This is a genomic window from Sphingobacterium sp. 18053, from assembly GCF_902706145.1.
GTDB lineage: Bacteria > Bacteroidota > Bacteroidia > Sphingobacteriales > Sphingobacteriaceae > Sphingobacterium > Sphingobacterium paramultivorum.
In genome coordinates this window covers 634,726-658,703 of sequence record NZ_CACSJW010000001.1, presented here as the reverse complement: position 1 = coordinate 658,703, position 23,978 = coordinate 634,726, and the positions used below count along the sequence as shown (strand labels likewise).

At 39.0% G+C, this 23,978-nt stretch carries 20 protein-coding genes; 11 read left to right on the top strand and 9 right to left on the bottom strand.

The features are described 5' to 3' along the window. Positions 1 to 24: 24 nt before the first annotated feature. Together GVK91_RS03015 and GVK91_RS03010 are read right to left on the bottom strand one after the other, a co-directional pair. Positions 25 to 435, bottom strand: a complete 411-nt coding sequence (locus GVK91_RS03015) for a DUF6157 family protein (protein ID WP_159726832.1) — start codon at positions 433 to 435, stop codon at positions 25 to 27. A gap of 124 nt (positions 436 to 559) precedes the next feature. Then, positions 560 to 1,030 carry a hypothetical protein gene (locus GVK91_RS03010; protein WP_075992526.1) on the bottom strand — a complete coding sequence of 157 codons (471 nt, stop codon included), beginning with the start codon at positions 1,028 to 1,030 and terminating at the stop codon, positions 560 to 562. 621 nt (positions 1,031 to 1,651) lie between these two features. On the opposite strand from GVK91_RS03010, the gene GVK91_RS03005 reads away from it, so the two are divergent. Further along, entirely contained in the window at positions 1,652 to 3,826 is a 2,175-nt protein-coding gene (locus tag GVK91_RS03005) for an ATP-binding protein (protein ID WP_159726830.1), read from the top strand. 16 nt (positions 3,827 to 3,842) lie between these two features. On the opposite strand, the gene dapB is transcribed toward GVK91_RS03005, so the two are convergent. Beyond that, on the bottom strand, positions 3,843 to 4,646 hold the full coding sequence (dapB, locus tag GVK91_RS03000) for a 4-hydroxy-tetrahydrodipicolinate reductase (protein ID WP_153845938.1): 804 nt from the start codon (positions 4,644 to 4,646) through the stop codon (positions 3,843 to 3,845). Between the two features lie 151 nt (positions 4,647 to 4,797). On the opposite strand from dapB, the gene GVK91_RS02995 reads away from it, so the two are divergent. Next, positions 4,798 to 5,835, top strand: a complete 1,038-nt coding sequence (locus GVK91_RS02995) for a hypothetical protein (RefSeq protein ID WP_159726828.1) — start codon at positions 4,798 to 4,800, stop codon at positions 5,833 to 5,835. Between the two features lie 577 nt (positions 5,836 to 6,412). Here the strand turns inward: GVK91_RS02995 and GVK91_RS02990 are convergent. Together GVK91_RS02990 and GVK91_RS02985 are read right to left on the bottom strand one after the other, a co-directional pair. Further along, positions 6,413 to 6,649, bottom strand: coding sequence for a hypothetical protein (locus GVK91_RS02990; protein ID WP_075992529.1), 237 nt, complete (start codon positions 6,647 to 6,649; stop codon positions 6,413 to 6,415). A 206-nt stretch (positions 6,650 to 6,855) separates the two neighbouring features. After that, entirely contained in the window at positions 6,856 to 7,575 is a 720-nt protein-coding gene (locus GVK91_RS02985; RefSeq protein WP_153845940.1) for a DUF3575 domain-containing protein, read from the bottom strand. A gap of 204 nt (positions 7,576 to 7,779) precedes the next feature. Between GVK91_RS02985 and GVK91_RS02980 the strand changes: the two genes are divergently transcribed. Then, a complete protein-coding gene (locus GVK91_RS02980; RefSeq protein ID WP_159726826.1) occupies positions 7,780 to 8,187 on the top strand; it encodes a putative quinol monooxygenase in 408 nt (135 codons plus the stop codon). A gap of 108 nt (positions 8,188 to 8,295) precedes the next feature. On the opposite strand, the gene GVK91_RS02975 is transcribed toward GVK91_RS02980, so the two are convergent. Beyond that, positions 8,296 to 9,816: a glycoside hydrolase gene (locus GVK91_RS02975; RefSeq protein WP_153845942.1), complete on the bottom strand. Its 1,521-nt coding sequence runs from the start codon at positions 9,814 to 9,816 to the stop codon at positions 8,296 to 8,298. A gap of 493 nt (positions 9,817 to 10,309) precedes the next feature. Then, the gene (locus GVK91_RS02970; RefSeq protein WP_153845943.1) at positions 10,310 to 11,662 is read right to left on the bottom strand and encodes a DUF3472 domain-containing protein; all 1,353 of its coding nucleotides are present in this window, start codon (positions 11,660 to 11,662) and stop codon (positions 10,310 to 10,312) included. A 235-nt stretch (positions 11,663 to 11,897) separates the two neighbouring features. Here GVK91_RS02970 and GVK91_RS02965 point away from each other — a divergent pair, with 235 nt between their 5' ends. Beyond that, positions 11,898 to 12,086 carry a hypothetical protein gene (locus GVK91_RS02965; RefSeq protein WP_153845944.1) on the top strand — a complete coding sequence of 63 codons (189 nt, stop codon included), beginning with the start codon at positions 11,898 to 11,900 and terminating at the stop codon, positions 12,084 to 12,086. Positions 12,087 to 12,193: 107 nt separating this feature from the next. Then, complete coding sequence (locus GVK91_RS02960) at positions 12,194 to 12,922, top strand: CPBP family intramembrane glutamic endopeptidase (protein ID WP_200845524.1); 729 nt, start codon at positions 12,194 to 12,196, stop codon at positions 12,920 to 12,922. Between the two features lie 121 nt (positions 12,923 to 13,043). Here GVK91_RS02960 and GVK91_RS02955 read toward each other — a convergent pair whose 3' ends face one another. Beyond that, on the bottom strand, positions 13,044 to 13,460 hold the full coding sequence (locus GVK91_RS02955; RefSeq protein WP_153845945.1) for a DUF4440 domain-containing protein: 417 nt from the start codon (positions 13,458 to 13,460) through the stop codon (positions 13,044 to 13,046). A 76-nt stretch (positions 13,461 to 13,536) separates the two neighbouring features. Further along, complete coding sequence (locus GVK91_RS02950; protein ID WP_153845946.1) at positions 13,537 to 14,109, bottom strand: Crp/Fnr family transcriptional regulator; 573 nt, start codon at positions 14,107 to 14,109, stop codon at positions 13,537 to 13,539. A gap of 803 nt (positions 14,110 to 14,912) precedes the next feature. Between GVK91_RS02950 and GVK91_RS02945 the strand changes: the two genes are divergently transcribed. From GVK91_RS02945 to GVK91_RS02920, 6 genes are all read left to right on the top strand, one after another. Then, entirely contained in the window at positions 14,913 to 15,497 is a 585-nt protein-coding gene (locus GVK91_RS02945; RefSeq protein ID WP_159726824.1) for a helix-turn-helix transcriptional regulator, read from the top strand. Between the two features lie 338 nt (positions 15,498 to 15,835). After that, positions 15,836 to 17,008 (top strand): HEAT repeat domain-containing protein, encoded by a 1,173-nt coding sequence (locus GVK91_RS02940; protein WP_153845948.1) that lies wholly within the window; start codon positions 15,836 to 15,838, stop codon positions 17,006 to 17,008. 87 nt (positions 17,009 to 17,095) lie between these two features. Continuing rightward, on the top strand, positions 17,096 to 18,457 hold the full coding sequence (locus GVK91_RS02935) for a glycosyltransferase family 2 protein (RefSeq protein ID WP_202883772.1): 1,362 nt from the start codon (positions 17,096 to 17,098) through the stop codon (positions 18,455 to 18,457). Continuing rightward, positions 18,450 to 21,263, top strand: a complete 2,814-nt coding sequence (locus GVK91_RS02930) for a tetratricopeptide repeat protein (RefSeq protein ID WP_159726822.1) — start codon at positions 18,450 to 18,452, stop codon at positions 21,261 to 21,263. Before GVK91_RS02935 ends, GVK91_RS02930 begins: the two co-directional genes overlap by 8 nt. Beyond that, positions 21,250 to 23,385, top strand: a complete 2,136-nt coding sequence (locus tag GVK91_RS02925; RefSeq protein WP_153845951.1) for a DUF4838 domain-containing protein — start codon at positions 21,250 to 21,252, stop codon at positions 23,383 to 23,385. Before GVK91_RS02930 ends, GVK91_RS02925 begins: the two co-directional genes overlap by 14 nt. Next, a complete protein-coding gene (locus GVK91_RS02920; RefSeq protein ID WP_200845523.1) occupies positions 23,366 to 23,911 on the top strand; it encodes a DUF1573 domain-containing protein in 546 nt (181 codons plus the stop codon). The genes GVK91_RS02925 and GVK91_RS02920 overlap by 20 nt, the downstream gene beginning before the upstream one ends. Positions 23,912 to 23,978: the final 67 nt, after the last annotated feature.

The window sequence follows — 23,978 nt, the reverse complement described above, 5'->3', positions numbered from 1 at the left end:
CAACACAAGTTTATTCTGCAAACGCTATCGAGCAGATTTCATTGCTTTAACTTTTGTTGTATTTTCATCCGCTACAAATTTCCGATAAATAGCTGTTTCCATTCCGCATAACGCGACCTTGCCTTCACTATTACTATGAATCCCATACCCATATGTCTTTGTAAGAGGGGAGGCGCGCAGGCATGCTTGTCCTCTAGAGAAAAAAACTGTTCTTGCTTCGGGATATTCGTCTGGCGTTAGGTCCCTTCTTTCCGCATAGACTTGGAAAATAATATCGTCAGATGTATACTGATAAGGTGCTGCGGCGATTAACTCATATTGTCTTTCAGCTACGGTTTTATGGCGTTTTGATGGTGGAATAGTACCCTTAACTACTTTGGTATCTGTCGCAGCTTCAATTAAAGTATTGAAGTAATTTGTCGAATGGGTTTTCATAATTTTTATTTTTCTTTAATCAAAAGGCATGTAATGATAGAAACAAAAATAATAGAATATCTTGCGATCTGATAGTGGATCGCAAGATATCTTATGAATTACTGATTATTGTTGCTGTTCTATATTACAGTGCTGCTTTTATAGCGGCTAGGCAATCGGACTGATATTTCATGATATTATCTTTATCCGAAGCGGAGATTTTTCCTTCAACAAGATTTTTTTCAATCTCATTTTTTATATCCAATATCGATTTTTCTTTGTCCAATGCTTTTTCTGCAGATTCTGCATTGATGCGGTCTACCCAGGTTTTGCCTAGCTTTGTATAAAGCTCTTTAGCTTTATCATTGGAGAGGACTGGGGCAGTCACTGAAGCAATTGCTGCATTGGCCGCGGCTTTATCTGAATAAACGACTGCTTCCGCATCTTTTGTTGCAGCATCTTCTGAGGTTTTCATGGCCTCTTCATTAGCGTCAGCTGCTTTTTCCTCCGCATTTTCCATGTGCTCGGTTGCTTTTTCTTGTGGTGTTTGATTGTTACATGAAACTAGAATTGCTGCAGTCGCTAATGAAGCGAGTAATGTTTTGTTTGAAATCATAATATTATTTATTTAGTGACAATGTTTAAATGACAAGATTTACTGATGAATAGTTTTACTATCCAAAGACTACCATCCCATCTTTGCGTAAATATTACGGAAAATGTGGTTTATACTTGTTTTGCTATAAATAGTTCATTATGAGATTTGTGGCGTTTTGGTTGGGGACTTCTCAATCTATTAGCCAATAATATAAAACCGTATAAAAATTTCGCTGATAGCATATATTCTTTCGAATTCTTTATATGACGTTATTTATACTTTAATTGAGTAATATCCAAGATAATCCAAACAAAGTGGTCAAAAGTATTGTTGATTAAATACAGACTGCTTGTCCGGTCATGAAGAAAGTTTTAAAGCTAGGCACCTTTCCAACCTAGCTTTTTTATTTTTCACCGAAATAACCAATTAATAAGCCTCAATGCCAGCCATTCAGATTATTCAGATTCTGAATAATTATTGGACAATCGTTTGATCCGCTTTTCGTAGTTATTTTTTTCTATATTAGCCTTAGATATGACATGTTTGAAGAGGGGTGCTAGATTTTATTATGCGTGGCAAATTATCTCTTTTGAGAATTTCCTATTATTAGTAAATTAAAAGATTAAAAACTAGCAAAATATGCGTCAACTGGAGTGCCACGAAGAAGAAATCCAACTATGCGGTAAGATCCAATATTTCGGTTTCCTTTGTATTTTTGATGAGAGTGGGTGTATTGCCGCAAGTGAAAACCTGTCTGCAGTACTCAATATTCCTATAAACGGAATCTTAGGGAGATCGATCGAGCAGCTACTGCCTTTGATATCGTCCGAACCGGAGTTGAATCTCAAAGAAATTGAGATACAGATCACAGGGGAGATATTTACACGTTTTGTAGAACGTATCCGTATCAAAAATGTAGATTATTATCTAAGCATTTACCGGTATGATGAGAAAACATATCTTGAAGTCGAGATCTGTAGTGAGAATCAATTAAAAGCGACCCGTTTATTCTATTATGCGAAATACCTTGAAGAGCGTCACGGTAATGCTTGGCAATCATTGACTGTACTGATCCGCCAGATTATTGGTTTTGATCGTGTCATGGTATACCGTTTCGAAGAGGACAATAGCGGACAGGTAATTGCAGAGTCCATTGCAGACGGGATGACCTCATTGATGGGGTACCGTTATCCGGAATTTGATATTCCGGCACAAGCACGCGCGCTGTATGTTAAATTCCCTGCGCGCCATGTAGCAGATATTGAGGCACCGACTATTGCTATACAGGGCCTGGAGGCTCGAGAGGTTGATTTGACACGCTGTAGCCTCAGAGCATTGTCTCCCGTACATTTACAATATCTTAAGAATGCGGGTGCACGTGCCAGTGCCAGTTTTTCTATCGTTATCGAGGGAAGACTCTGGGGACTTGTGGCCTGCCAGAATAGTCTACCTTTGAATGTAGACCTTGGCCAACGCCACTTATGCGCGTTCTTAACCCAGTATGCCATAAATTATTACCTTTCAGAATATCAAAAAGAAAATCTTGTCGCACAGACTATTATGGGCGTTATGGAGCGTGACCTGAAGTCTGAGTTATTGGTAAACAGCGATATTGGAATTGTGCTTGAACGCTTTGCACCACAAATCTTGGAAATAGTAGGGGCAGATGGATTGATGATCAAACATGACCGTGGTTTCAAATCTTGGGGTGAGGTACCGACAGAATCAGAGCAACGGCAGATTGATCTTTATATAGAAAAACAGGGCGAGAATGACTTATTTTTTACATCAAATTTTGTTTATGATGGTGCTGACTTAGAACAATCGCTCATATTTCCCGGTATTTTACGTATAAATATCCTTCCCAGTAATAAATGGCACATCTATTTGTTCCGTAAAGAGCATGTATACGAAGATGTATGGGCCGGAAAACCCGAAAAAATATATCATTATGATCCCGAAAGGGAAATAGAGTTTCCGTCACCTAGGACATCTTTTGAAGCTTGGCGTGAAACGATGAAAGGCAAGTCCATCAAATGGAAAAATGCCGAGCTTTCTTTTATTGAAAAAGTTGCACAAATAACCCAACAAGCTATTGCGCAACGGGGCGGGGAGATTGCTCAGCTCAATAAGGAGCTCGTAAGATCGAACAATGCCTTAGATACATTTGGCTATACATTGACTCACGATCTTAAAAACCCTCTTTCTTCGATAAAGCTTGCTGCACAGATGATGTTGATGAAAGATGATCTTCCTAAGGATATACTACGCAAAATGGCACTAAATATTATGGATGCTACCGTGCTGATCACTGAGATGATGGATAAGGTATATCAGCTCACGCAATCTAATTATGTAGCCTTCAAAACGGAACTGATCGACCCACGGAACAAAATTCTTAATATTCTCGAAAGTTGCAAGCAACAGTTTGACAGTACAAGGTTGGAATTTGTCTTAGGGGAGACCTGGCCCATTCTTGGGGAAAGAACACTGTTATATCAGCTGTTTTTAAATCTGATCGGCAACGCTGTAAAATATAGCAGTAAAAAAGATCAGCCAAGGGTGGAAGTTTATAGTGAAAAACACGGCCATTCAGTTTACTACTATATCAAGGACAATGGCATTGGGATGGATATTCAGGATGACAGTAATATATTTGACATTTTTAAACGGCTGTCAAATTCGCAGGGCTTTGAAGGATCGGGGATTGGTCTTTCCATTGTCAAACGTATAGCGGATCGTCTTGATGCGAAAGTTACTGTAGAAAGCGAGCTCAGCGTGGGTACAACATTCTGTGTTAAATTTAGAGGTTGATAGATAATGATGTAATTTACAAATCCATTATGGTATCCAAACCACGTTTTAATCCTTTAAAGGTACCCATTTTGGCAAGGGCAATCTTAATGCCATTCAGATAGGGTGCTACACCAGTTCCAGCTTCATGTTTGATGATTAATTTTTCATCTTCCATACCAAAGATGGTCTCGACACCTAGTACATAACCCGGCAGTCTTATCGCATGCACCTGAATACCATTGATATCACCACCACGAGTCTCTTTGTTGCCAATGGTATCCTTTATGGGAACTTCAACCTTCGGCGTTTTAATTTTGGAAAGACTATAGGCTAATTCTGCGACTGTGCCGCTTGGTGAGTCTACCTTTCTTTGCGATGCATAATCTATTATTTCAAATTGATCGATATATTGAGCAGCAGTCTCCGCAAATTTCTTCAGTAAAACAGCGGTAATCGAAAAATTACCGGCAGCTAGAACGGATACCGCGCTTTCTTTCGCATGCTCTTCAATTTCTTCATAATCCTGACTTGAGAGCCCTGAAGTCCCAATAAGGACATGCCTACCTTTATCTATCGCATTCAGGATGTTCTTCTTGGCAATAAGTGGAGTGGTAAAGTCAATTAAAATATCAAAATCAATATCCTCCATCGCATTTTCTATCGTATCAAATAGGGGAATCGGAGACGTTTTTATCTTTAGAATCTCAGCGAGATTTTCTCCTGCATAAGAGCGTGAAAGCCCGCCGACCAATTTATAGTTTATATCGTCGATTATATTTTTACTCAATTCTTTACCGACCCAGCCTGTTGCTCCTGCAATAAACACCTTTTTCATCATTGTTTTTTTAACAATTAATAACTATAGATAAGCTGTTTTTGTTTCAATAATCACCTAAATGAGGTAATACTTACTTTTATTTTACACAAACAAGAAGGATCTTTAATTTGTTGTATTAGTAAAGTGTATTCAATTTTTTAACTATTTGTCCATGATTATGACCGAAAAACAACTTCTACAAATGCTTATCCGAGTTCAGGATGAGTTATGCATTACCATTTCCATCAATACCCATCGCACACATCCTGATAACCTAAGCGACCGAATAAAGATCAAAAATTTTATCGGAGAAGCGATTGATAGACTAACGGATAAGTATGATAAGAGGGTCGTTGCTGGTCTCATCAAACAATTGGAACAGATAGCGCATGAACTTGATATTAATTATAATCTTGAAAGTCTGCATATCTTCGTTTCAGATACAATAGCAGAAGTTTTCAAGTCATCATGGGAGACAAACCAAGAAGGTGTCCATATTAGCAATACATTTGCTGTACGCCCTTTGGTTAAGGAGATTGGCCGTCAAACCAGTTATCTTGTGATGTTGCTCTCGCAAAGCGGTGTTCATCTTTTTCGTGCCTTGAATGGGCGCATTGTTGAGGATATCAGTAGTGAAGAGTTTCCTATTGCCGAAAATCAATTTTACAATACATTTCCCGATAAAAGTAGCGATGCCAAACATCTTGATGACCTCTTAAGGGAATATCTTAATCGGGTGGACAAAGCTCTCCTGCGCTATATTGGGGACACAAAGAGCGTAACACTCGTGTTTTGCACGGAGGATAATTATAGTAAGCTCTTACAGGTTGCGGATAGACCTTCTATCTATTATGGATATTTACCAATAGATTACAATAACATTGAAACACATCAGTTGGAGAGCCGTGCCTGGAATTTTATGAAACAGGAGTTGGTACGAAAAAATGAAGACTACTTTAAAGAGCTGGAAGCAGCTGTGGGCAAGGGTTTAGTGATCACTGATCTGCAAGAAATTTATCGTGCATGTCAAGACGGCCGTGGGGATATCCTAGTCGTTCAAGAGAGCTTCCATCAAGCCGTAAAGATTCTTTCAGATCAGGATATAGCGATCGTAGACAAGCCTATCGGATTAGACACGATCGACGATATTAGCAGTCTATTGGCCCTATTGATCGACGAAAGGGGAGGGCAAACCGTATATGTTCCCTAGATACCGAATGAGGAATTGCAACCTATTGCCCTTAAGATTAGGTACTAGCCGCGGTTAATTGCACAATGGTAATTAAGATGTCTATTATTCATTGCTAGGTTAATTGTTTCGTGCAAATGTAGATTTATTATAGAAAAAACGAACGACTTCGCCCTTTAATTTTTATCGTACTGAATCGCTATTTCGACGAAAAATGAGACAAGACAATCATTTCGGCTCGGAGGCTATTAAACTAGTATTTATATTTGAGGAGTAAATCAGCAATGAAACTTACAATAAATGGCAGCAGCGACGATCGGATGAGTCGCTCAAAGAGCATGTGAAGCTTGAATAATTTTTATGGAAAATGAATTTTAAATGCATCGTTTAGATGAGTGTTCCAATAGTGCATGCTTTATCCCGAAAAAAAATATACCTATTTTATAAAGTAATCGATCAATTTGATTATGCAAAAGCCTCTCGATTTACCAAAAATCAGAGGCTTTGTTTTTAGCCTCAGGTCAAACGTAATCTTGAATAACAAGGCCAATTCTGTGGAACAGGCCTTGTTATTTATATTGTTCAATCTAAGTGAGTTTTAATCATTTCCATGATCTTCTGTCGCAAATGAAAATTTAACTGATTTTTGCGGATAAGCCTCCATACTCTTACGGCTTGTATTTTTGATAATGGTTTTGATACTAACGCGATCGCCCAATTTATAGTAAGTTTCTACGGTCTGATAATCCAGTAGGTAGGGACCACAAAAGTAGTTCCCATTATCATCTTTTTCGATGATTCCCTGATAAAGCCCTGTTCTTGTCTCTTTTGGCATGTTAATTTAATTTGAAGAACAAAGGTAGCAAGAGTATTTGGAGAAATGATATTAAAGATGAAATTAGGGACATTTTATTAAAATCTGGAAAGACGGCTCCCTTAGGCCGTTCTATATATAGTATATGTTTTCGTTCCATAGGGCGCGAATGTAAAAGGGGAAGCGCTTATTGGAATGGATGACATGAAGAGGGTAGGATTTTGTAATTAAAACCGGTAACCTATGGATAATGCGGTGCGGATACCGGCAAAGGGTCCGCTAGTGCTTAGTGTTACACCATCAGCATTTACTTCTTTTTTGATCTTCATGAGATTACTGTCAAATTCATCCAGTTGTCTCTTTACTTCGCGTTGCTCGTCAGCATTTAATGGGGTTTTCCCTTCGAACTTTCCATTGTTGAAGCCATAACTGGGACCGACAATGCGCCAATCTAAATAGATATTTTGTCCAAGCCTCCATTGATTACCGACAGCGACACCAGCGGTAAAAGCATTTAAGGTACCCGATATAGCTACTTCTTTGTGATAATTTGATTCGTCGACGGTAATCTTTGTGTGTACACTGTAATTGGCGTATTTGACAAAGGGTGCGATATAGAATCCCTTTAACACTTCTTTATTATTGATGTAGAAACGTACTTCTGGGGTGATGGAAAAAGCCCCTAATTTAGCTTCACCCAAAATATTATTATCATCGTCAAAAGCAGATTCCCATAGGGATTTAAAGGGTAAGTTGGCATTTGGACGATAACTGATCGTTCCATTGATCGATAGATGCTCATTGAGCGATCTTTCATACTCCAGTGCAATATTCCCAACAGATAGAGGCCAAAGATTTAATTTGATAAGATTTGATTTTTCTTGTGCTTTTAATCCAGAGATAGTACATATCCCAAGTGTAAGCACCGCAAGGTAGTGCAATTTCATCGTAGTTTTTTCAAAATTCAGGTAGCAAAGATATTGGAATATATGATTTCAGAGAAATCTAAGACATCGATATTTTGACCTAAATCCGTAAAACTGGTAGATATTTCTGTAATATATATTGGTGTTATCATCCAGTATAACGAAATTTGTGAAGGGCCTTGATTGCAAAAAATGATCAGGGCCAAAACTTTTAAACTTAATCACATGAAATCATTATTGTCTTTACCCTTAACGCTAATCATACTTTTCTTATGCGGGGATATTGTTCGTGGACAAGATAAGGAGTCTATGGTACGTATTTCTGAAATTGAGGTTTATGTTGAACACCTCGAAGAATACAAGACCATTTTAAAAGAAGAGGCTGCTGCATCTATGGCGCTCGAAGAAGGTGTTGTTGCGATCTTTCCAATGTTCAAAAAAGATAATCCGACACAGATACGTATCTTGGAAATCTATCGGGACAAGCAAGCCTACCTTGCCCATTTGAAAACAGCACACTTTTTAAAATATAAGTCAACTACACTCCATATGGTTAAATTATTGAAGCTCATTGATATGGACGTATTAGATCCAGAAACTGCAAAACTTATGTTTACAAAAATGAAGGAATAGGTGCGGTGCTGAGAAGGAATTTGACGATCAGTAACATGTAGGATTTAAAGCATATCGGATTTTAAATTATACGCTGAGGGAGCGTACTCCCTCAGTATAATTAACAAATTAAAGTTTGTTGCCTTCTAAAGTACTTATACTTTTAGCAGGTATTGTTAAAGAATAGACGCCTGAGCTATTCGGATTTACAGCGCCGACGTTACCCCAATGACCCGAACTACTTGAAGTGGTTTGGTAATTGTTCAATGCGCCGCTTGCAAAACCTGTAAGGTTGATATCCAATGGAACAGCTGCAGTACCCGTGTTAGTGACAACTAAAACAAACTTACCTGTTTGTGGCTCTTTGTAAGCCGAAATCAATAACCCATTTCCATTTTGAACCGCTACATTGATTCGCATATAACCTGCTTTGATAAATCTGGAATAATGTCCCATCACATCATACGTTTTTGGAAATTCCAAGGAACCATCACTCTTTGTACAAATAAGCGCCTCATTATTTTGAAATGCTAGCATACCTAGCCAAAACACATACGCATTGGCATTACAATCCGCAAGAAGCTTATGCATATTAACCGCTAGTTTCAGGCCACCTTCAATGCCATTGTCATAATTGCCGCCATCATCGGAAGCTTCTGTTACCCACATCGGTTTGCCTCCAATACTAAAATTCCACATGGAAGGACTCTGGTTAAATCCACGTTGACCAGTGATGATGCCGCTTATCTCTACGTAGCCATGCCCGGCGAGGATGTCGACTTTGCTTCTGTCCATGCCTGAAAGGAAATTATCGGCTGTTCCCCAGGCCGCATTCTCAGAAGATATGATCTTGGTGGATTGAAGGCCCGCACTGTTTAATTCGGGACGGAGATTGTTGGTAATAAACTGTCCCAGATGTGAAGAGTCCCAATAAGAAGCATCCCAGTCAGAAAAGACATTTTCAGGCTCATTTGACGGAGAAATAGCATTGATTGTAATTCCCTCGTTCTGAAACGATTTTACAAATCCGGTCAGATAGCGAGCAAAAGCTGTTGAAGAAGTATTAAAATTAAGTCCATTAAACCATTTCGCGGAAATACTACTCGTATTGGTCTTCATGTATAATGGCGGAGTCCAAGTACTTGCCATAACGAAGGGAACTTCATAGCGTTCTTTCGCTTTCTTGATGATCCAGACCTGCCCAAGCTGTTCTTTTTCGTCTGCTGTCAAATTCTGATAAGTCGTACTATTGGGATCCACGTCAATCGAAACTCCTGCCGGTTTAATGGTAACGACCTTGGTCTGTTGGTTAAAAGGGTAGGTATGAAGTACCTTACCACGAAGGATATTCAGTTTCAACCCACTGCCTCCCCATAAATAATCCAGGATACTATCTCTTTTTGCGGATTCAAAGAATGGAACAATCCGACCTCCGAATGCACCAAATCCATCAATCTTTTGATAGGTTTGATCCCAATTCAATGTTGCAATTGTAGCTCCTGCTTGCGCGGATACTGCAGCTTTTTTGTTAAGTTGTGCCTCTGGACTCTCTAGAGTCAATGAATTTTTTTGGCAACTAAAAATAGAAAATGTGGAAACTACGGCCAAAACAGTATAAAGTCTGTTCCAGCGACTGGTTAATTTTAACATAACTTAGTTTTTAAGATTTGTGAATGAATCATTAATTTAATTGTGCTTGGTTTTCCAAGCGGTTCTCATCGTCGTTGTTTTGTTTGCCTCCTTTCTTTAGTTAAAAAAATAAACATTCACCGATTTCCACATTGGTTAGTTTCCGAAAATTAATAATATTTTGGGAGAATTTATTATTACTCCTATTATTTTAATTTTATTTTTTATTGAATTAAAGATAAATACATATTTTTTTAATGATAACTTAATTCTATTCCTTCTTTTCTGCCGAAGATGAAGATTAAGCTTGTCATTGATTATGCATTAAAAACTGAAATCCATCGTCTTTGCTAAAAGTCAGATGCTCAGCTATTTATAATAAAGTGTTATTGAAAGGTACGAATTGTTACTGTAAATATGACAAGGTTGAGTTTAAAAGGGACGACACTTCTTAATGAAGTATTGTCCCTATTAATGGATGTAAATTAAGAATAATTTGCTGTAAATATGCTTGTTAAGGTAGAGTTGTTAAATTTATTGAAGGTGCTGTGCCAGAACCCGGTTGTGTGAACTTCGTTCCTGGATTTACGACGGTATTGAAAAAACCGCCATTTTTCAGGAAGAAGCTATTTCCGGTTGTTCCGCCAATAGCGTCTATACGTTGGTTGTTTGAATAGGTCGCATCAACTGTAAAGGTACTTTCCACGACTTTCAGCCAAGTTCCAGTAGCTGTACGAACCCATTGATTACTATATTCTGCAGAACGGCCAAGGAAGCCGTTGTCGGCATTGAAATTTTCGAGGAAGCTATGAAAGCCCGTTAAATAGGTGTTTGTTTTGGGACGTTTCCAGCTTGCAATGAGTATCCAATTATTGGTCGAAGGATCATTAAACCATGCCGTAAAATCAGTACTTCCATTGTTATCAGGTTCTCCCTTCAATAAAAATTTATAGGTAGTGGCGGCAGTCCAATTATACTTGAGGTAGCTTTGTCCACCAGAACCTTCGCCACCAAACTCACCTGTTGTCGTATTTGTCCCTTTTCTATTTAATGTGATGCGATCCTCTGCTGGTATTTGGGACGGGTTATCGGTGCTATATGGACTCCAAACAGAAAATAGTATTCTGCGCTCTGTCGCTGAATTGACCTGCATACCGAAATATCCTTGGCCGAACCCGTTTGCCATAAAGTAAGAACCTATCTTATCTTCTCCGGCAGGCACTTTCACCTCGCTATAATAATAGGATACTTGCTGATTTGTTGGAATGGTATAACTCAAATGGCAGGATGGGCCCCGTCGCGACCAATAGTAAGTATTATCTACATTATTGTCACTATAAATTACAGTGCCATTTGTTGCCGAACTGTCTAAAATCAAATGTGATACATCTGCAAAATAACCGCCTGACTTGGTCACACCTTGAAGATCCATTTTTACATATCCCGCCGTATTTAGCGAATAGGTACCGACCGTGTAATCCTGTAATGATCCACCCTTAAGTTTTATTTGTTTGCTTACACCGTTGATTGTTAACTTCACCGTACTACTATCGCCTGAAGGTAACACTTTAGCTCTTATTTTAACACGTAAAGCGCCCGCTTGGGGGACCTTAGCATAGGTACTGATCACGCTATTGGCATTGGTCCAGTTTGCCAATCCATTGCTATTGATGACTTCTACTGCACCGGAAGGTGCCGAAGTAACAAAAGCATTGCCACCTAAGGGAACTTCGTATCCGCTTAGACCAGGGGATGCGGCCCGTAGTGATAATTTCTCTTCTAAATTTGTTTGTACCTCGCTTTTTTGGCAAGAAAGAAAGCTTGCCAATACTGTACAGAGCAGTAGCGTAATTTTAGGATATCTCATAATTTAAATTTAATTGTTCACCCTAATTTTATAAATACAATTAAATTAAACGAAAACTATGCGATGCAATCGTTTGTGTGAATTGCTTTTGTAACAAAAGGGATACTTTAAGTAATAGTCATTATCCATTTAATGAACTGTCGTTAGGTAAACATTGCAATGCGCAATAGTTTAAATCGTCCCCAATGGTTGGTTTCAAAGAAATGGGCTGAGACCAATTATAAAAATTAAGCCAATGTCCGAAAATAATTTTGCTGAACTTTATAAAACTTGGTCGACGGATCAGTTGTTGTCTGTGGTAGACAATCCCGATCACTATGAGCCTTCTGTGCTTGAAGCTGCCGAGATAGAATTAAAAAGTCGACAGTTGACCACCGAGGAGTTGACGGCAGCAAGATATGTGCTTAAGCAATTTTACTTATGAATGCAAACCTGCTTTCGTCGTTTTTTTGTAAGTTCGCGACTTCAAATTTGTGGACGTTATTAAACAATGAACAGTTGCTGTAGGGACAATAGACTAATAAATAGTGTATGAATATTATTGAAAGCATAAAAAAAACGAATTGGTTGCGTATCGCATTATTTTACGGGTTGCTGATATTGGGAACTTTTGCCATACGAAAGCTTCCTAATATTTTCCAGATGGCTATGAAAGATGTTTTTAGTTTTCCATTGCCTTGGAATATGAATCACGGATTTATTATTCTGATTATCTCAGCATTTTTTTATGCTTTGTCAAAAGTCGTTTCCACCGTTACACTTTTTGGTCCTAATAAAATAAAGTCACTTTTGTTTCCATTCCTTTTATTTGCAGGATATGGTATTTATGGATTCAAAAATAATTACGGTGTCGATGAGCACGTATGGGCATTGTTGTTCTGCCTGTTTACATTGCTGTATGATATCATGGAGGAATTTACTTGGCGGGGCTATTTGAATGATAGTCTAGGAGAAATAAAATGGCCCATTAAAAGTGTGATTACGGGAATATTTTGGGCGATTTGGCATCTTTTAATTTTTGATAATTTTAGCCAATTTGGTGGCTTTGCCGGATTTGTGCTTTTGTGTATTGTCTTTTCGTTTGTATTGACTTTCTCCACCATAAGAACCAATTCAATTATAGCTCCAGCTACTTTACACGCACTGTTGGGGAAGACAAATTTAGTCACCCTGTTATTATTTATACTGTTTATTATTTTATTACTCTTTTGGAATAAGAAATTCAAGGGATCAACCAGCGATGCCGAACTCAAATCGTAGGAAATCGCTGGTGGACCATTGCTGCACGTAGCCGATCAATTTTGAGTATCTGACCATAAGGAGCAGAGGGCACAAACCATAGCGATCTATAAATAAACTGCTGCTTCCTAGGTCATTTAGACTATTCGGACAGTGTATCGGCATGTCGATGCATAAGCTTCCAGCTACCTTGCTCTTTTCTGAAGATTTCGGTGATTCTGAGATTGAAAATCACCACGGTATCTTGCCCTTTTATGTTGACGGACGAACGTTGTATACCCGTCCAATAGGCTAGTGTATCACTTGCATCTTGATGGATCACTTCAAATTTGTTTTGTGCACCCGGAAGGAAATTGGAAGCTCCTTTTTGGTTAAAATCATTGACCTGTAATAGCCCAGAAATGTATATTCCATTGGGCGGAAAAATTGTTGCAGGCTCATTTGAGACAGAAATATCTTTTAGGGAATCAAAATGACCCTCCACAAAATCTGTTGACGCTTTTAAACGGATAGCCATAAATTTTTCGAAATCCAAGAGTGCATTATTAGCTGTTTTCATATCTTTTATCTTTGTTTAATTGATACAAAGTTCCCAAAATGAAATTATTCTAACCCGTGACTATCGTCACATAATATCAAGAGTTTAGCCTTCTCCTACGAATTCTGCTTAAGGTTTCTCGAGCTACTCCCAAAAAGGAAGCCAATTGAGAAAGTGGCACACGTTGTAGGATTTCAGGATATTTGCGTTCTAGATAAGACAGGCGTTCAGCAGCCGAATAGAGTTTAAATAGATTGGCAAACTCTTCCTGGCGTGAAGCAAACTGCCTGATACAATGCCGTCCCAACCGCTCTATTTCTATAGCCTGTGCAGCAAGTTCAAATAGTGTCGACTTATCAAAAATAATGGTCCTTAAGTCCTCACAGGCTACGATGTTAAATTCGGATTTTTGCCCACTGCCAAAACTTTGAATATTGGTAGCGATGTCGTTTTCAAAGAAAAATCCTGTGTTTTTGACAGTTCCATCAATAACATAATAACTTCTACAATAGCCTTTGTCGATAAAAAAGAGCGAATTGCAAACTTTACCCTGTTTCAGCAGTAAATCATTTTTTTTGAAGTTACGCAATGTCAATGCTGGCTGCAGCAAGTGCCAGCTATCCGTCGAAAAGTCAACCAGTGCGTGAATGTAATTGCGAAGATTGTCCATGGTCAAAATTAAAAAAAAAATTGAGTGCGCCTAAAGCCAATTTTTCTACTGTCGAAATTTTGGGAACTATTTTTTGAAGAGTTGTAATTATTTACTTAATGGCTAAGGTTTTCTTAGCGAGCTGTTTGTAGCGCTTCGGCTACAGGTTTTTTGAATATCGATTTTAACTTATTGTTTAACTTTTTTTTGAACTACATTTATGATACCTATTCCGTCGAAACCTACACCTTAGTGTATCTTCTTCGCTGGATATCGATGTTATTAACGTAAAGAATATGCTTTTATCTGTAGTTGCTGTTTTGGTATTTTTATTGAATGTTACGCTTGTTTTCCTCAGTATTCGACGAGAAAATACATTATTTCAGAGACACCTTATGATTATTCTCTCATTGGGTTTGTTTCAGATTCTGTTCGGATTTTTATGCAACCACTTGTTTCCTGAGTGGCTATATCTTTTGCTGATCTTTCCTAATGGATTATTGTATGGACCCGCTTTGGCACTATTAGTTCATGATCTCATTGCCGGATCTACGGTATTTGGTTTGTGGAAGCATATGTTCCCTTTTTTTGGAGCCATGCTTATCTTTGTATTGCTATGCAGCAATTTTACCCTTCGATACCAGTATAACCTCGACTATTCCATCTTTCTTAATTTTTTATCTTACATCCATCTACTAGGGTACATGGTTTGGTTGTGGTTTGAAATGCGGAAAAACGATTTTTTAAAATTTAACCTTAAAAGAATAATCTTTTTTGCTAGTATAATTGTTTTTGTTTTTTTGTCCTCTTTTTTGATCTTTAGAATGGCCTATTTTGATGTTAATTTTAATATTCATCGGGGATTCAGTATAGGCTTATATGTGATCTTCCTGTCAGCAATCAAGTTTGTTGTGCCTCCAGATGCAAAGTTAATACAAACAGAAGCCTTTAATGCAAGTAAAATTTCTGTAATTCCACAACAGATACTCAAGCTCGATATAGTGCGGCAGTTGGAAAAACAGAAAGGCAAACTTTCTCTTCCTCCAATGAGTGCAGAAAAACAGCTAGAATATAGAAAAGCCATTGACTATTTTATACAAACCTTAGCATATTTGGATAGCGATCTCAATAAGGAAAGCTTCTGCCAGCAAGTGGGTATTCCTGTACATCAGGTAGGGGCTTTTCTCAAAGATGAGTATGATAAAGGGCTGAATGGATTTATCAATCAATTGCGACTAAGCTATGCAGCCAAACAGCTGCGCTCACAGGAACTCGTCTACACCATCAGCGATCTGGCTTTTGTTTGTGGTTTTAATTCTAGGGCTTCTTTTTATCGCAATTTCCAAACTGAATTTGGTTGTTCTCCCCATCAATATCGCTTAGGTTGTCTTTCAATGGTATGTGGATAAATTTGAATTGTCTCAATTTGTGGGGGCAATTTTATTTTTTCACAAAAGAAATGTTTTCTTTTTATCGTAAAAACAGTTGTCCCGCCTTAAGGGACATTAGGCTTATTTTCTTTTGTAAGAAGCTTGTTATTAATTGTTTACGGTTTATTCCTTTTTGTATTATCGCTGAGCGATAAATTTATCCGCGATGATATGTCCTTTGTTTGAGACATGCTATTCCGATCGATTGATAATCTTTGTCAATAAGTTTTTATGTCTTTGACAATGAATCTATTCGTATCTGAATGGATGTAAGGTAGAAAACTGAGGACTGTTTATCAACCCAAAAAAAGAAGATTATGTATTACGATTTTTATCTGTATTATTTGAGCTACCTGAGCTCTCTTTACAATGGATATCCCTTAATTATTCGAATGACCTTGGTGATGGTCATGTTGTTGGCAGTAATTACACTATGTGGCATACTGCGCTTATTGTTTATAGGGTATAAAATAAATCGGGAAGAACGGCGAAAGAACAAAACGAAACAACATTTTGAGGAGAAACTGGATTTTGTTATGCGTAACAAAGCGAACTATGATGTCGAGGAAATCCAGGCTCTTCTGGACTATGATGTAAGTAAAGTGAAAAAGTGGAAATGGGAATTGGTGACCGATCTTGTTCTTTCGGTCAAAAATACGGTAGAGAAGGCAAGTGCACTTAATGTTATTAATTATAAGAATTGCCTTGAAGCGTTGGGATTGACGCGTTTTTGGGAAAAACGTATGCGCGTTGCTGCCATTGACCGTCGGCGTGAAGTCTTACAAATTGTGGGTGAAATAGATAATGGAGTGAATAGTGGGGTCCTCTCCAAGTCAACATTTCATAAAGATATCCAACTGCGTAAGGCAGCACGTGACCTGTATACCAGTCAAGACACCTATAACCCATTCCGATTTATGGAGGAAAACTTTGATGAAGCTTTCACTCAGTTGGATAAATTACGTCTTCATGCCACATTGATTAAAAAGTCAAATGAAGGTAAATTGCCCAATTTACTTCGCTGGATTAATAATTCAAAAAATCCAAATTATATCATTTTTGTGCTTCGTGAGATTGGTTTCTTCAAACAATATGAGGCTTCAGCAACTTTATTGACACTTCTTGATAAACAAGAGAATAAGGATGTGCGGGCACAGATCGTAATGACGCTTGGAGAACTCGACTATTTTGAATGTGCACCTGTGTTAATCGATAGGTTCGCCTTGGAGAATAGCAGTGTCAGAGAGGCTATCATTAAAGCGCTGGGTGGTCTGCGTGATGAACACACGTTGGCTTTCCTTGTAGAGACCTATCAGTCAACAGCAGATGTAAATATCAAATTGCTTGTGGCGCGTTCTATTAAATGTCATGGTGAACAGGGAAAGCAGAAACTTCATCAGCTAAAAGAAGACGCCCGATTTGGCGCCAAGGAGAAAGAGCACCTGCTGCTGGATCAGGTGTTTTCAGAAAATATTTTCGTATCAGCCTAAACTTTTAGAAAAATGGTATACTTCTTTACTTATCTTATTTACTTTTATGCAACTACACTTGCTATTTTCTATATAGCATTGCTCGTAATGAGCTATTTTAAAACGATACATTATCGTTATTCTTACACAAAAAGAGACGAACATTATCTAAAAAACTTTCCGAAAGAGGCGCCAGGAATATCTATTGTTGCGCCAGCATTCAATGAAGAAGTGATTATCTCTGATAGTGTCAACTCTCTTTTAAATCTCGATTATCCAACCTTTGAAGTAATTATTGTTAACGATGGTAGTAAAGACAAGACCCTAGCGATTTTAATAGACGAATTTGAACTAGAAGAAGTTCCTTATTATTATGTCTATAAAGTATACTGTAGGCCTGTTCATCGCATATTACGATCCAAAAACCCGGCTTTTAGTAAGCTCATTGTGGTCGATAAGGAGAATGGTGGAACAAAGGCGGATGCAATGAATGCAGGTGTTAATATGGCTCAATACGCCTATTTTATCAATACCGATGTTGATTGTATTCTTGCCAAGGATACCCTGAGCAAAATTATTTTGCCTGTATTGGATAGTGAACAGCATGTGATTGCAGTCGGAGCGACCATGCGTATGGTGAATAGCTGTTCGATAGACAAAGGACAAATTACACGTGTAAGACCACCAAAAGGCCTTATTCCTCTTTTTCAGGAAACAGAATATCTCCGATCTTATCTGGTAGCCAAAATGGGCTGGTCGATGCTCAATGCTATTCCAAACGTATCCGGCGGGTTTGGTCTCTTTGATACTCAAGTGGTGACCTCTGCAGGCGGCTTTGATTCGGCTTCTCATGCCGAAGATATGGATATGACGGTGCGGATGGTAGCCTATATGCGGGAAAACCGAAAGAAATACAAGATTGCACAATGCCCATATAGTCTCTGTTGGACAGAAGGACCACCAAATATAAAAGTGCTGAATAGGCAGCGTACCCGATGGGGACGTGGTATGCTGCAATTCATTATCGATCATCGGAAATTCTTCTTAAACAAGGACTATGGCCGGCTTGGATTGCTTGTGATGCCTTACATTGTCTTTTTTGAATTTCTGGCTCCAATAATCGAGTTTACTGGATTTTTATTCCTGTTGTTTTTATTGTTTACGCATCAGGTCAATTTTGATACATTTTGGATGATGTTGCTTTATGCATACCTCATTGGTCTCTCTGTATCTATCATTACCGTATCGTATGATCTGGTATTGAATAAGCTTTACAAAAACTTTTGGGAATACCTCAAGCTCGTGCTGTTTTCGGCATTTGAAGCTATTATATACCATCCTTTGGTCGTGGTTTTTACCCTTAGAGGATACATTCAATATTTAACTAAACGAAATTTCAAATGGGGACAGATGACCCGTCAAGGGTTTTCGCCTTCAAAAAATGTTAACGCTGCCAATAACAATGTTTAAGAAGTTTACATACGCCAGTCTTTTTATAGGAATTTCTGGCGCTTTACTGCTGGCAAATCCCAGCTATGCCCAAAGGGCCGGAACGACAATTGAACGAAATAAAGATGCCAACGAAATTAATGAACTCTATAGCCAGGGAAAGTGGGAGGAAGGAAAGAAAAAAGTCGATGAATTTCTTCAAAAAAATCCCAAAGATTCCGATATGCGGATGCTGCTCGGGAAATATTATCTTCATCGGCAACAGTACGATAAAGCGCGATATGAGCTTGTAAAATCACTTGAATATGCTCCCGCAAATGTGGAGTCCAAGCATATGCTTGTTGCTGTGGAGACCGAAACACAGCGCTATTCGAGCGCGATCTGTTATATCAATGAACTATTGGAGGTTAATCCTTATTGGAAAGGCTTGTGGCGCAAGAAAATTGAATTGTACCGGACCATGGGCAACCAGGTCGAGGCAGATCGCTTATTGAAGCGTATCGCCCAGATTTATCCAGAGGATACCGAACTTAAATCGGATCAGAATTATCTCCTGGAGAAACGTAGCGCAGAAATTAAAAAATCAGGCAAGCTTGATCAATCCATTGAAATGGGCAAAAAATTGATCGAAGATCAACCTCGAAAACAGGATAGTTACTTTTCGATTATCGATAACTATATCAAGGCGGGCGATTTTAATAATGCACTGGTCTACACCGAAAGGGCACTAAATCAGTTTCCCCGAGATGCTGCTTTTGTGCAGAAGAAGATTGCAATATTAGAGCATCAACAACGGTATCCTGAAATCCTGACATTTTTGGATGATCAACTTAAACATGGTGGTAGTGGCAGTTTGCGATCGCAATACAATTATTTTTTGCTTGAAGCGGCACGAAATGCTAAAAATAATGACCCTGCGAGCTTATACGGAAAAATATTTGATGGCGCACCTGGAAATAAGGAGGCTTTTGATTATGTGTATAATGACCTAATAGCAAAAGAGCAGTATGAAGGTGCTATTGTTGCTTTAACTAAACATCGTCGTAGTGTAGGCGGGAGTAAGGAGTTAGACATGAGAGAATTGACGGTGTACAAGCGTATGGGTAATCAAGCCAAAGTATCAACTTTGACGAAAACCTATTTTGCAAAATATCCCGGAGATACCGATCTCCGTGAATCCTATGTCACGCTCACTTTACAGCAGGCGAAAACGAGTTTTCAGGATGGAAAAATTGGGGTAGCCATTAGTGATTGGAAAGATGTCATACGTTATGGGGATGATGCATCGATAGCGATAGCGCAACAGGGATTGTACAATGCTTATGTGACAGAAGGTCGGTATCAGGAGGCGATTGTTGTTTTGGACGATATTCTCCTTGACGAGCCAGGCGATGCAACACTGCTGTTAAAGAAATCGGATCTGTACAATAAGCAGGGACGCTACGATCAAGCGCTTTTGATTTACGAACAGGTGTTGGGTAGAGCGAATGAGGAAGAGCGTCAGCGTTTGTTGAGCGGCTATAGTGACATCATGATACCACGCGTCAAAAACCTACTTGAAGCGTATAAACTCACTGAAGCGCAACAGTCTGTCGACAGGTGGCTCACCGTTGATCAATATAATCAAGATGCACTGCTTTATATGATCAATATCTGTTATCAGCTGAAAGACAACGATGCCATGTTGCGTTATGCACAGATTGCCGAAGGACAATATGCCGATGATGTCGCGTTTAAGATAAAACTCGCCGAAGCAATGACACATAAGGTAGAAAAACTTGCGGACTCTTGGGCGCTTTTACATAGCCAGGTAAAACTCAATCCCTTCCACATACCTTTGGTAAATACTTTCACAAATACGACAGAGGAATACGCCGGACGCTTGCTAAAGGGAAAGGAGCATGAGATGGCCTTGACCGTCATCGACACTGCATTGCACTACAAAGACAACAAGGTGCTGAAATATATGAAAGGCCTAGCTTACGAGGGACTAAGAAATTACGATTCGGCATACTATTATCAGAAATTTTATGAACCCTCACTGCTGGAATTGGATGATTTCAAAAGCCATCTCAATTATCTGGGGCAAAAATCTTTTCATAATACGGTTTCAGTATCGCATTTAAGGGCTAGGTTTGGTGATGACTATGCCATTTCAACGATCTCTACAGTCGATTATACCCGACTAAATGCATACGGAAGCACTTACACGGGGCGGGTAAATTATGCTGGTCGTGCTGAAGGCAAGGGAGTTCAGGGACAATTTGAATGGGCAAGACCATGGACAGCAGATTTGTCTAGTCGCATGGATGTCGCTTGGGCCAATAAGTATTTTGCTAAAATTGCCTTGAATGCAACCGCAATTTATACCTGGAAACCCTCTTGGGAAGCCGAGGCGGGATTGGGTTTTCGGAGTTTCTATACCAAGCAAAATCTGTTTAATCTGAATCTCGGAATCAGCAAGGAAATCGAGGATTTTCGCCTTAATGCCAAGTTGAGCAATTTCTATCTGAATAGCGCTGGTCAAGGGCGATATCTCTATAGTCTAATGGGAAAAGCGCAGTACTTTATGAATCCCAAAAACTATGTATTAGCCATGGGAAGTATTGGTAACTCCCCCGATATTGACTTGTTGGACAATCAATTCTATAATAGTTTTAATGTCTTCAATGCGATGGTAGGAGCAGGATTAGGACGATCTATCAGCCGTAATATTGGCGTGAGCGCAATTGGTACCTGGTATAATTTCCAAACAGGAAAAGAGTTGGACAACAGTACTTACCGAAATTTATATAATCTATATCTTCAGTTAAATGTATCTTTTTAAGGTCGCCATATTATTTATTTTACAAATTTTGCTGTTAAGCTGTGCGGGTGAGGCGAGTACATTCAAGTTTGAGTCGCCACAGCTCACCATAGCATCCAATGGTGATAAAAGCAGTCGTAATGCGGCAGATTATTTATACTATCACCTAAAAAAACGCATTCAAAATAGAACGGCCTTTCAGGTAAAACGTTCGGATCAGATCAATCTTCAGGGAGCAAACACGGTGTACCTGGAGCTTGTTTCGGATTTGGATTCCGATTATGAAATCCGTAATGAAAAAGATCGGCTTTCTATCTTTGGACGCGAGTATGCTACACTATGTTGGATTTCCTATCTTTTAATTGATCATTTCTCAAATTTCCATCAGTTGGATGTCGCTGACCTGCCACCCAACTACCTAAATTTTAACAGTCATAAAGGGCATTTTTCGATGCAATACCGCGAGCCTCATTTACCATCAAATCTGGACGCGGACTATGCCGGGATACTGTTGACCAAAGCTACAGATCGGGACTGGGGAATTTGGGGGCATAATCTAAAACGCGTTTTTGGAAATAGCATACCGACCAATTCCTATGCATTCGTAGACGGAAAGAGAATAAATGAGCAGTATTGTTTTTCAGCACAGGAAACCTACAATGCGATAAGTTCATATATAAGAGATCAATATGGAGATGGAACAAAGGCACCAACCCATTTTATGATAGCTCCAAATGACAATGACTTGGTTTGTACTTGTAACGACTGCCAAAAAAAGGGGAATACGAAAACCAGTGCCACTGCAGCAGTTGGCGATCTGCTTAATCGGCTGGCACAGGAATTTCCAAAACACCATTTTTTTACCCTCGCTTATCGATCCACTGCCGAAGCGCCGAAAAGAATGTTAATGGAGAATATCGGTGCATTTGTTAGCACGATCGATTTGCCAAAAACTGCATTTCTCGATTTGAATTCGGTTGCTGTGTCTAGTTTTTCAATGCTAGCGAACAATTGGAAAACAAAGGTGAGGGATCTGTACAGTTGGGATTATGTTTCAAATTTTGACGACTATCTCACGCCATTTCCGGTCATGGAGCGTGTAAAGAAACAGCTACCTTTTTTTAATAGCCTTGGAATTGATGGGCTATTTCTAAATGGTAGTGGCTATGATTATAGCTCGTTCGAAGATGTCAAAACTTATGTATTTGCCGCCTTAATGATCGACCCATCGTTGGAAGTGCCGCAATTGATAACAAACTACTTGCAACGGTTTTATCCAAATACTGGAAAATTGCTGTCAAATTACTTAATTGGACTGGAGCGTAGCGCCCTTAAAAGAAACCACCCAACGGATGTTTACTCCTCCTTTCGCGAGGCTTTACGGACGTATATTGACCAGGAAGAGTTTTTTCATTTCTATGAGAAATTGATCCAATTGAATAAGTTCACCGTGGGTAATGAACGGGAGAAAATCGACAAATTATTAACGGCATTGGCTTATACCAAACTTCAAATTCAGTATGCCAGCGCAGGAAGAATGCAGGACGATATGAAAAGGACGCCAAAGTTGGAAACCAATAGCGATAACAAAGAAGAGGCACTGGATAGACTGTCTGCCTATACAACCTATGCTGACCTGAAGAACTACAAGGAAGAGGATGGAGCAATTCATAGGTATATCCAGGACTGGAAAGCGTTTGAGGAAAATTCCTTCAAGCGGAATGACTTTGCGCAAGCACAAGCAACAGGGTTGATATCGAAGCAAAGTTTTGAAGATAGTTACTTATTAAGTGATGGGTTAGACGGTTTTGCCAGTGATTTTAATCAGGGCTGGTTCCTAGCGGGTGAAGATATCGTAGTTGACGGTATCTTTCATAATGAGTCCGAGCAGAAAAAGAGATTTACACTACGTTGCCTGGTGCATGCCAAGCATCGAATGCTAGTGCCAGATCATGTTGAATTCTTTTACAATGGCCGCAAAGTAGCAACTTATACGGCAAATGATTTTGAATTACAATCGGGAGTTGCTGTGTTGGAAAGGGAGGTCGAACTGGAGAAAAATGGAACGGTTCAACTAAGAATATACAAGAGTAAGGATATTAAAAAATCAGTAATTGCCTGTGATGAGATACGGATATATTAAAAATGCAATTTTCGCAGCTGCTATGCTGCTATTGGGGTCATGTATGGATATCGCAAACCGCAAGACCAGTATAGAAATTGAAGATAATGAGCGGCACTATTATCCATTGCTAGCCGGCCAGGAAAAAGATCTTTCTTTCAACTTGAAAAATACAGGTAAGAATCCGATGATGATCACTGATATCATTACTTCCTGTGGCTGCCTGAAAGTTGAAGAAGGGCTAGGGGCATTTTCCATCCCCCCAGGTAAGGAACGCTTATTGACATTCAGTTACAATAGCGCAAAAAATGTGGGTTACGTCAAACATTATATTACGTTATACGGAAATTTTGAGAAATCACCCATTCGCGAAATAATATTTGATATCAATGTGGTGCCAAATGCGATGTATACGAAAGATTATGAAGAGCTCTATAGTGAAGAGATCCGGGCGCAGGGTGGATTGAAAACCCTCGTAGACGGTGCAGAAAATAATAAGGGATATTTTATGGATGAAGATTTTAATAAGAGCATTCATGACAAATAGCTCTGGGCTATATCTTGGGAGATGTAATTCCTGTTAATTATTAGTTTATAATACGTTAGTGATGTCA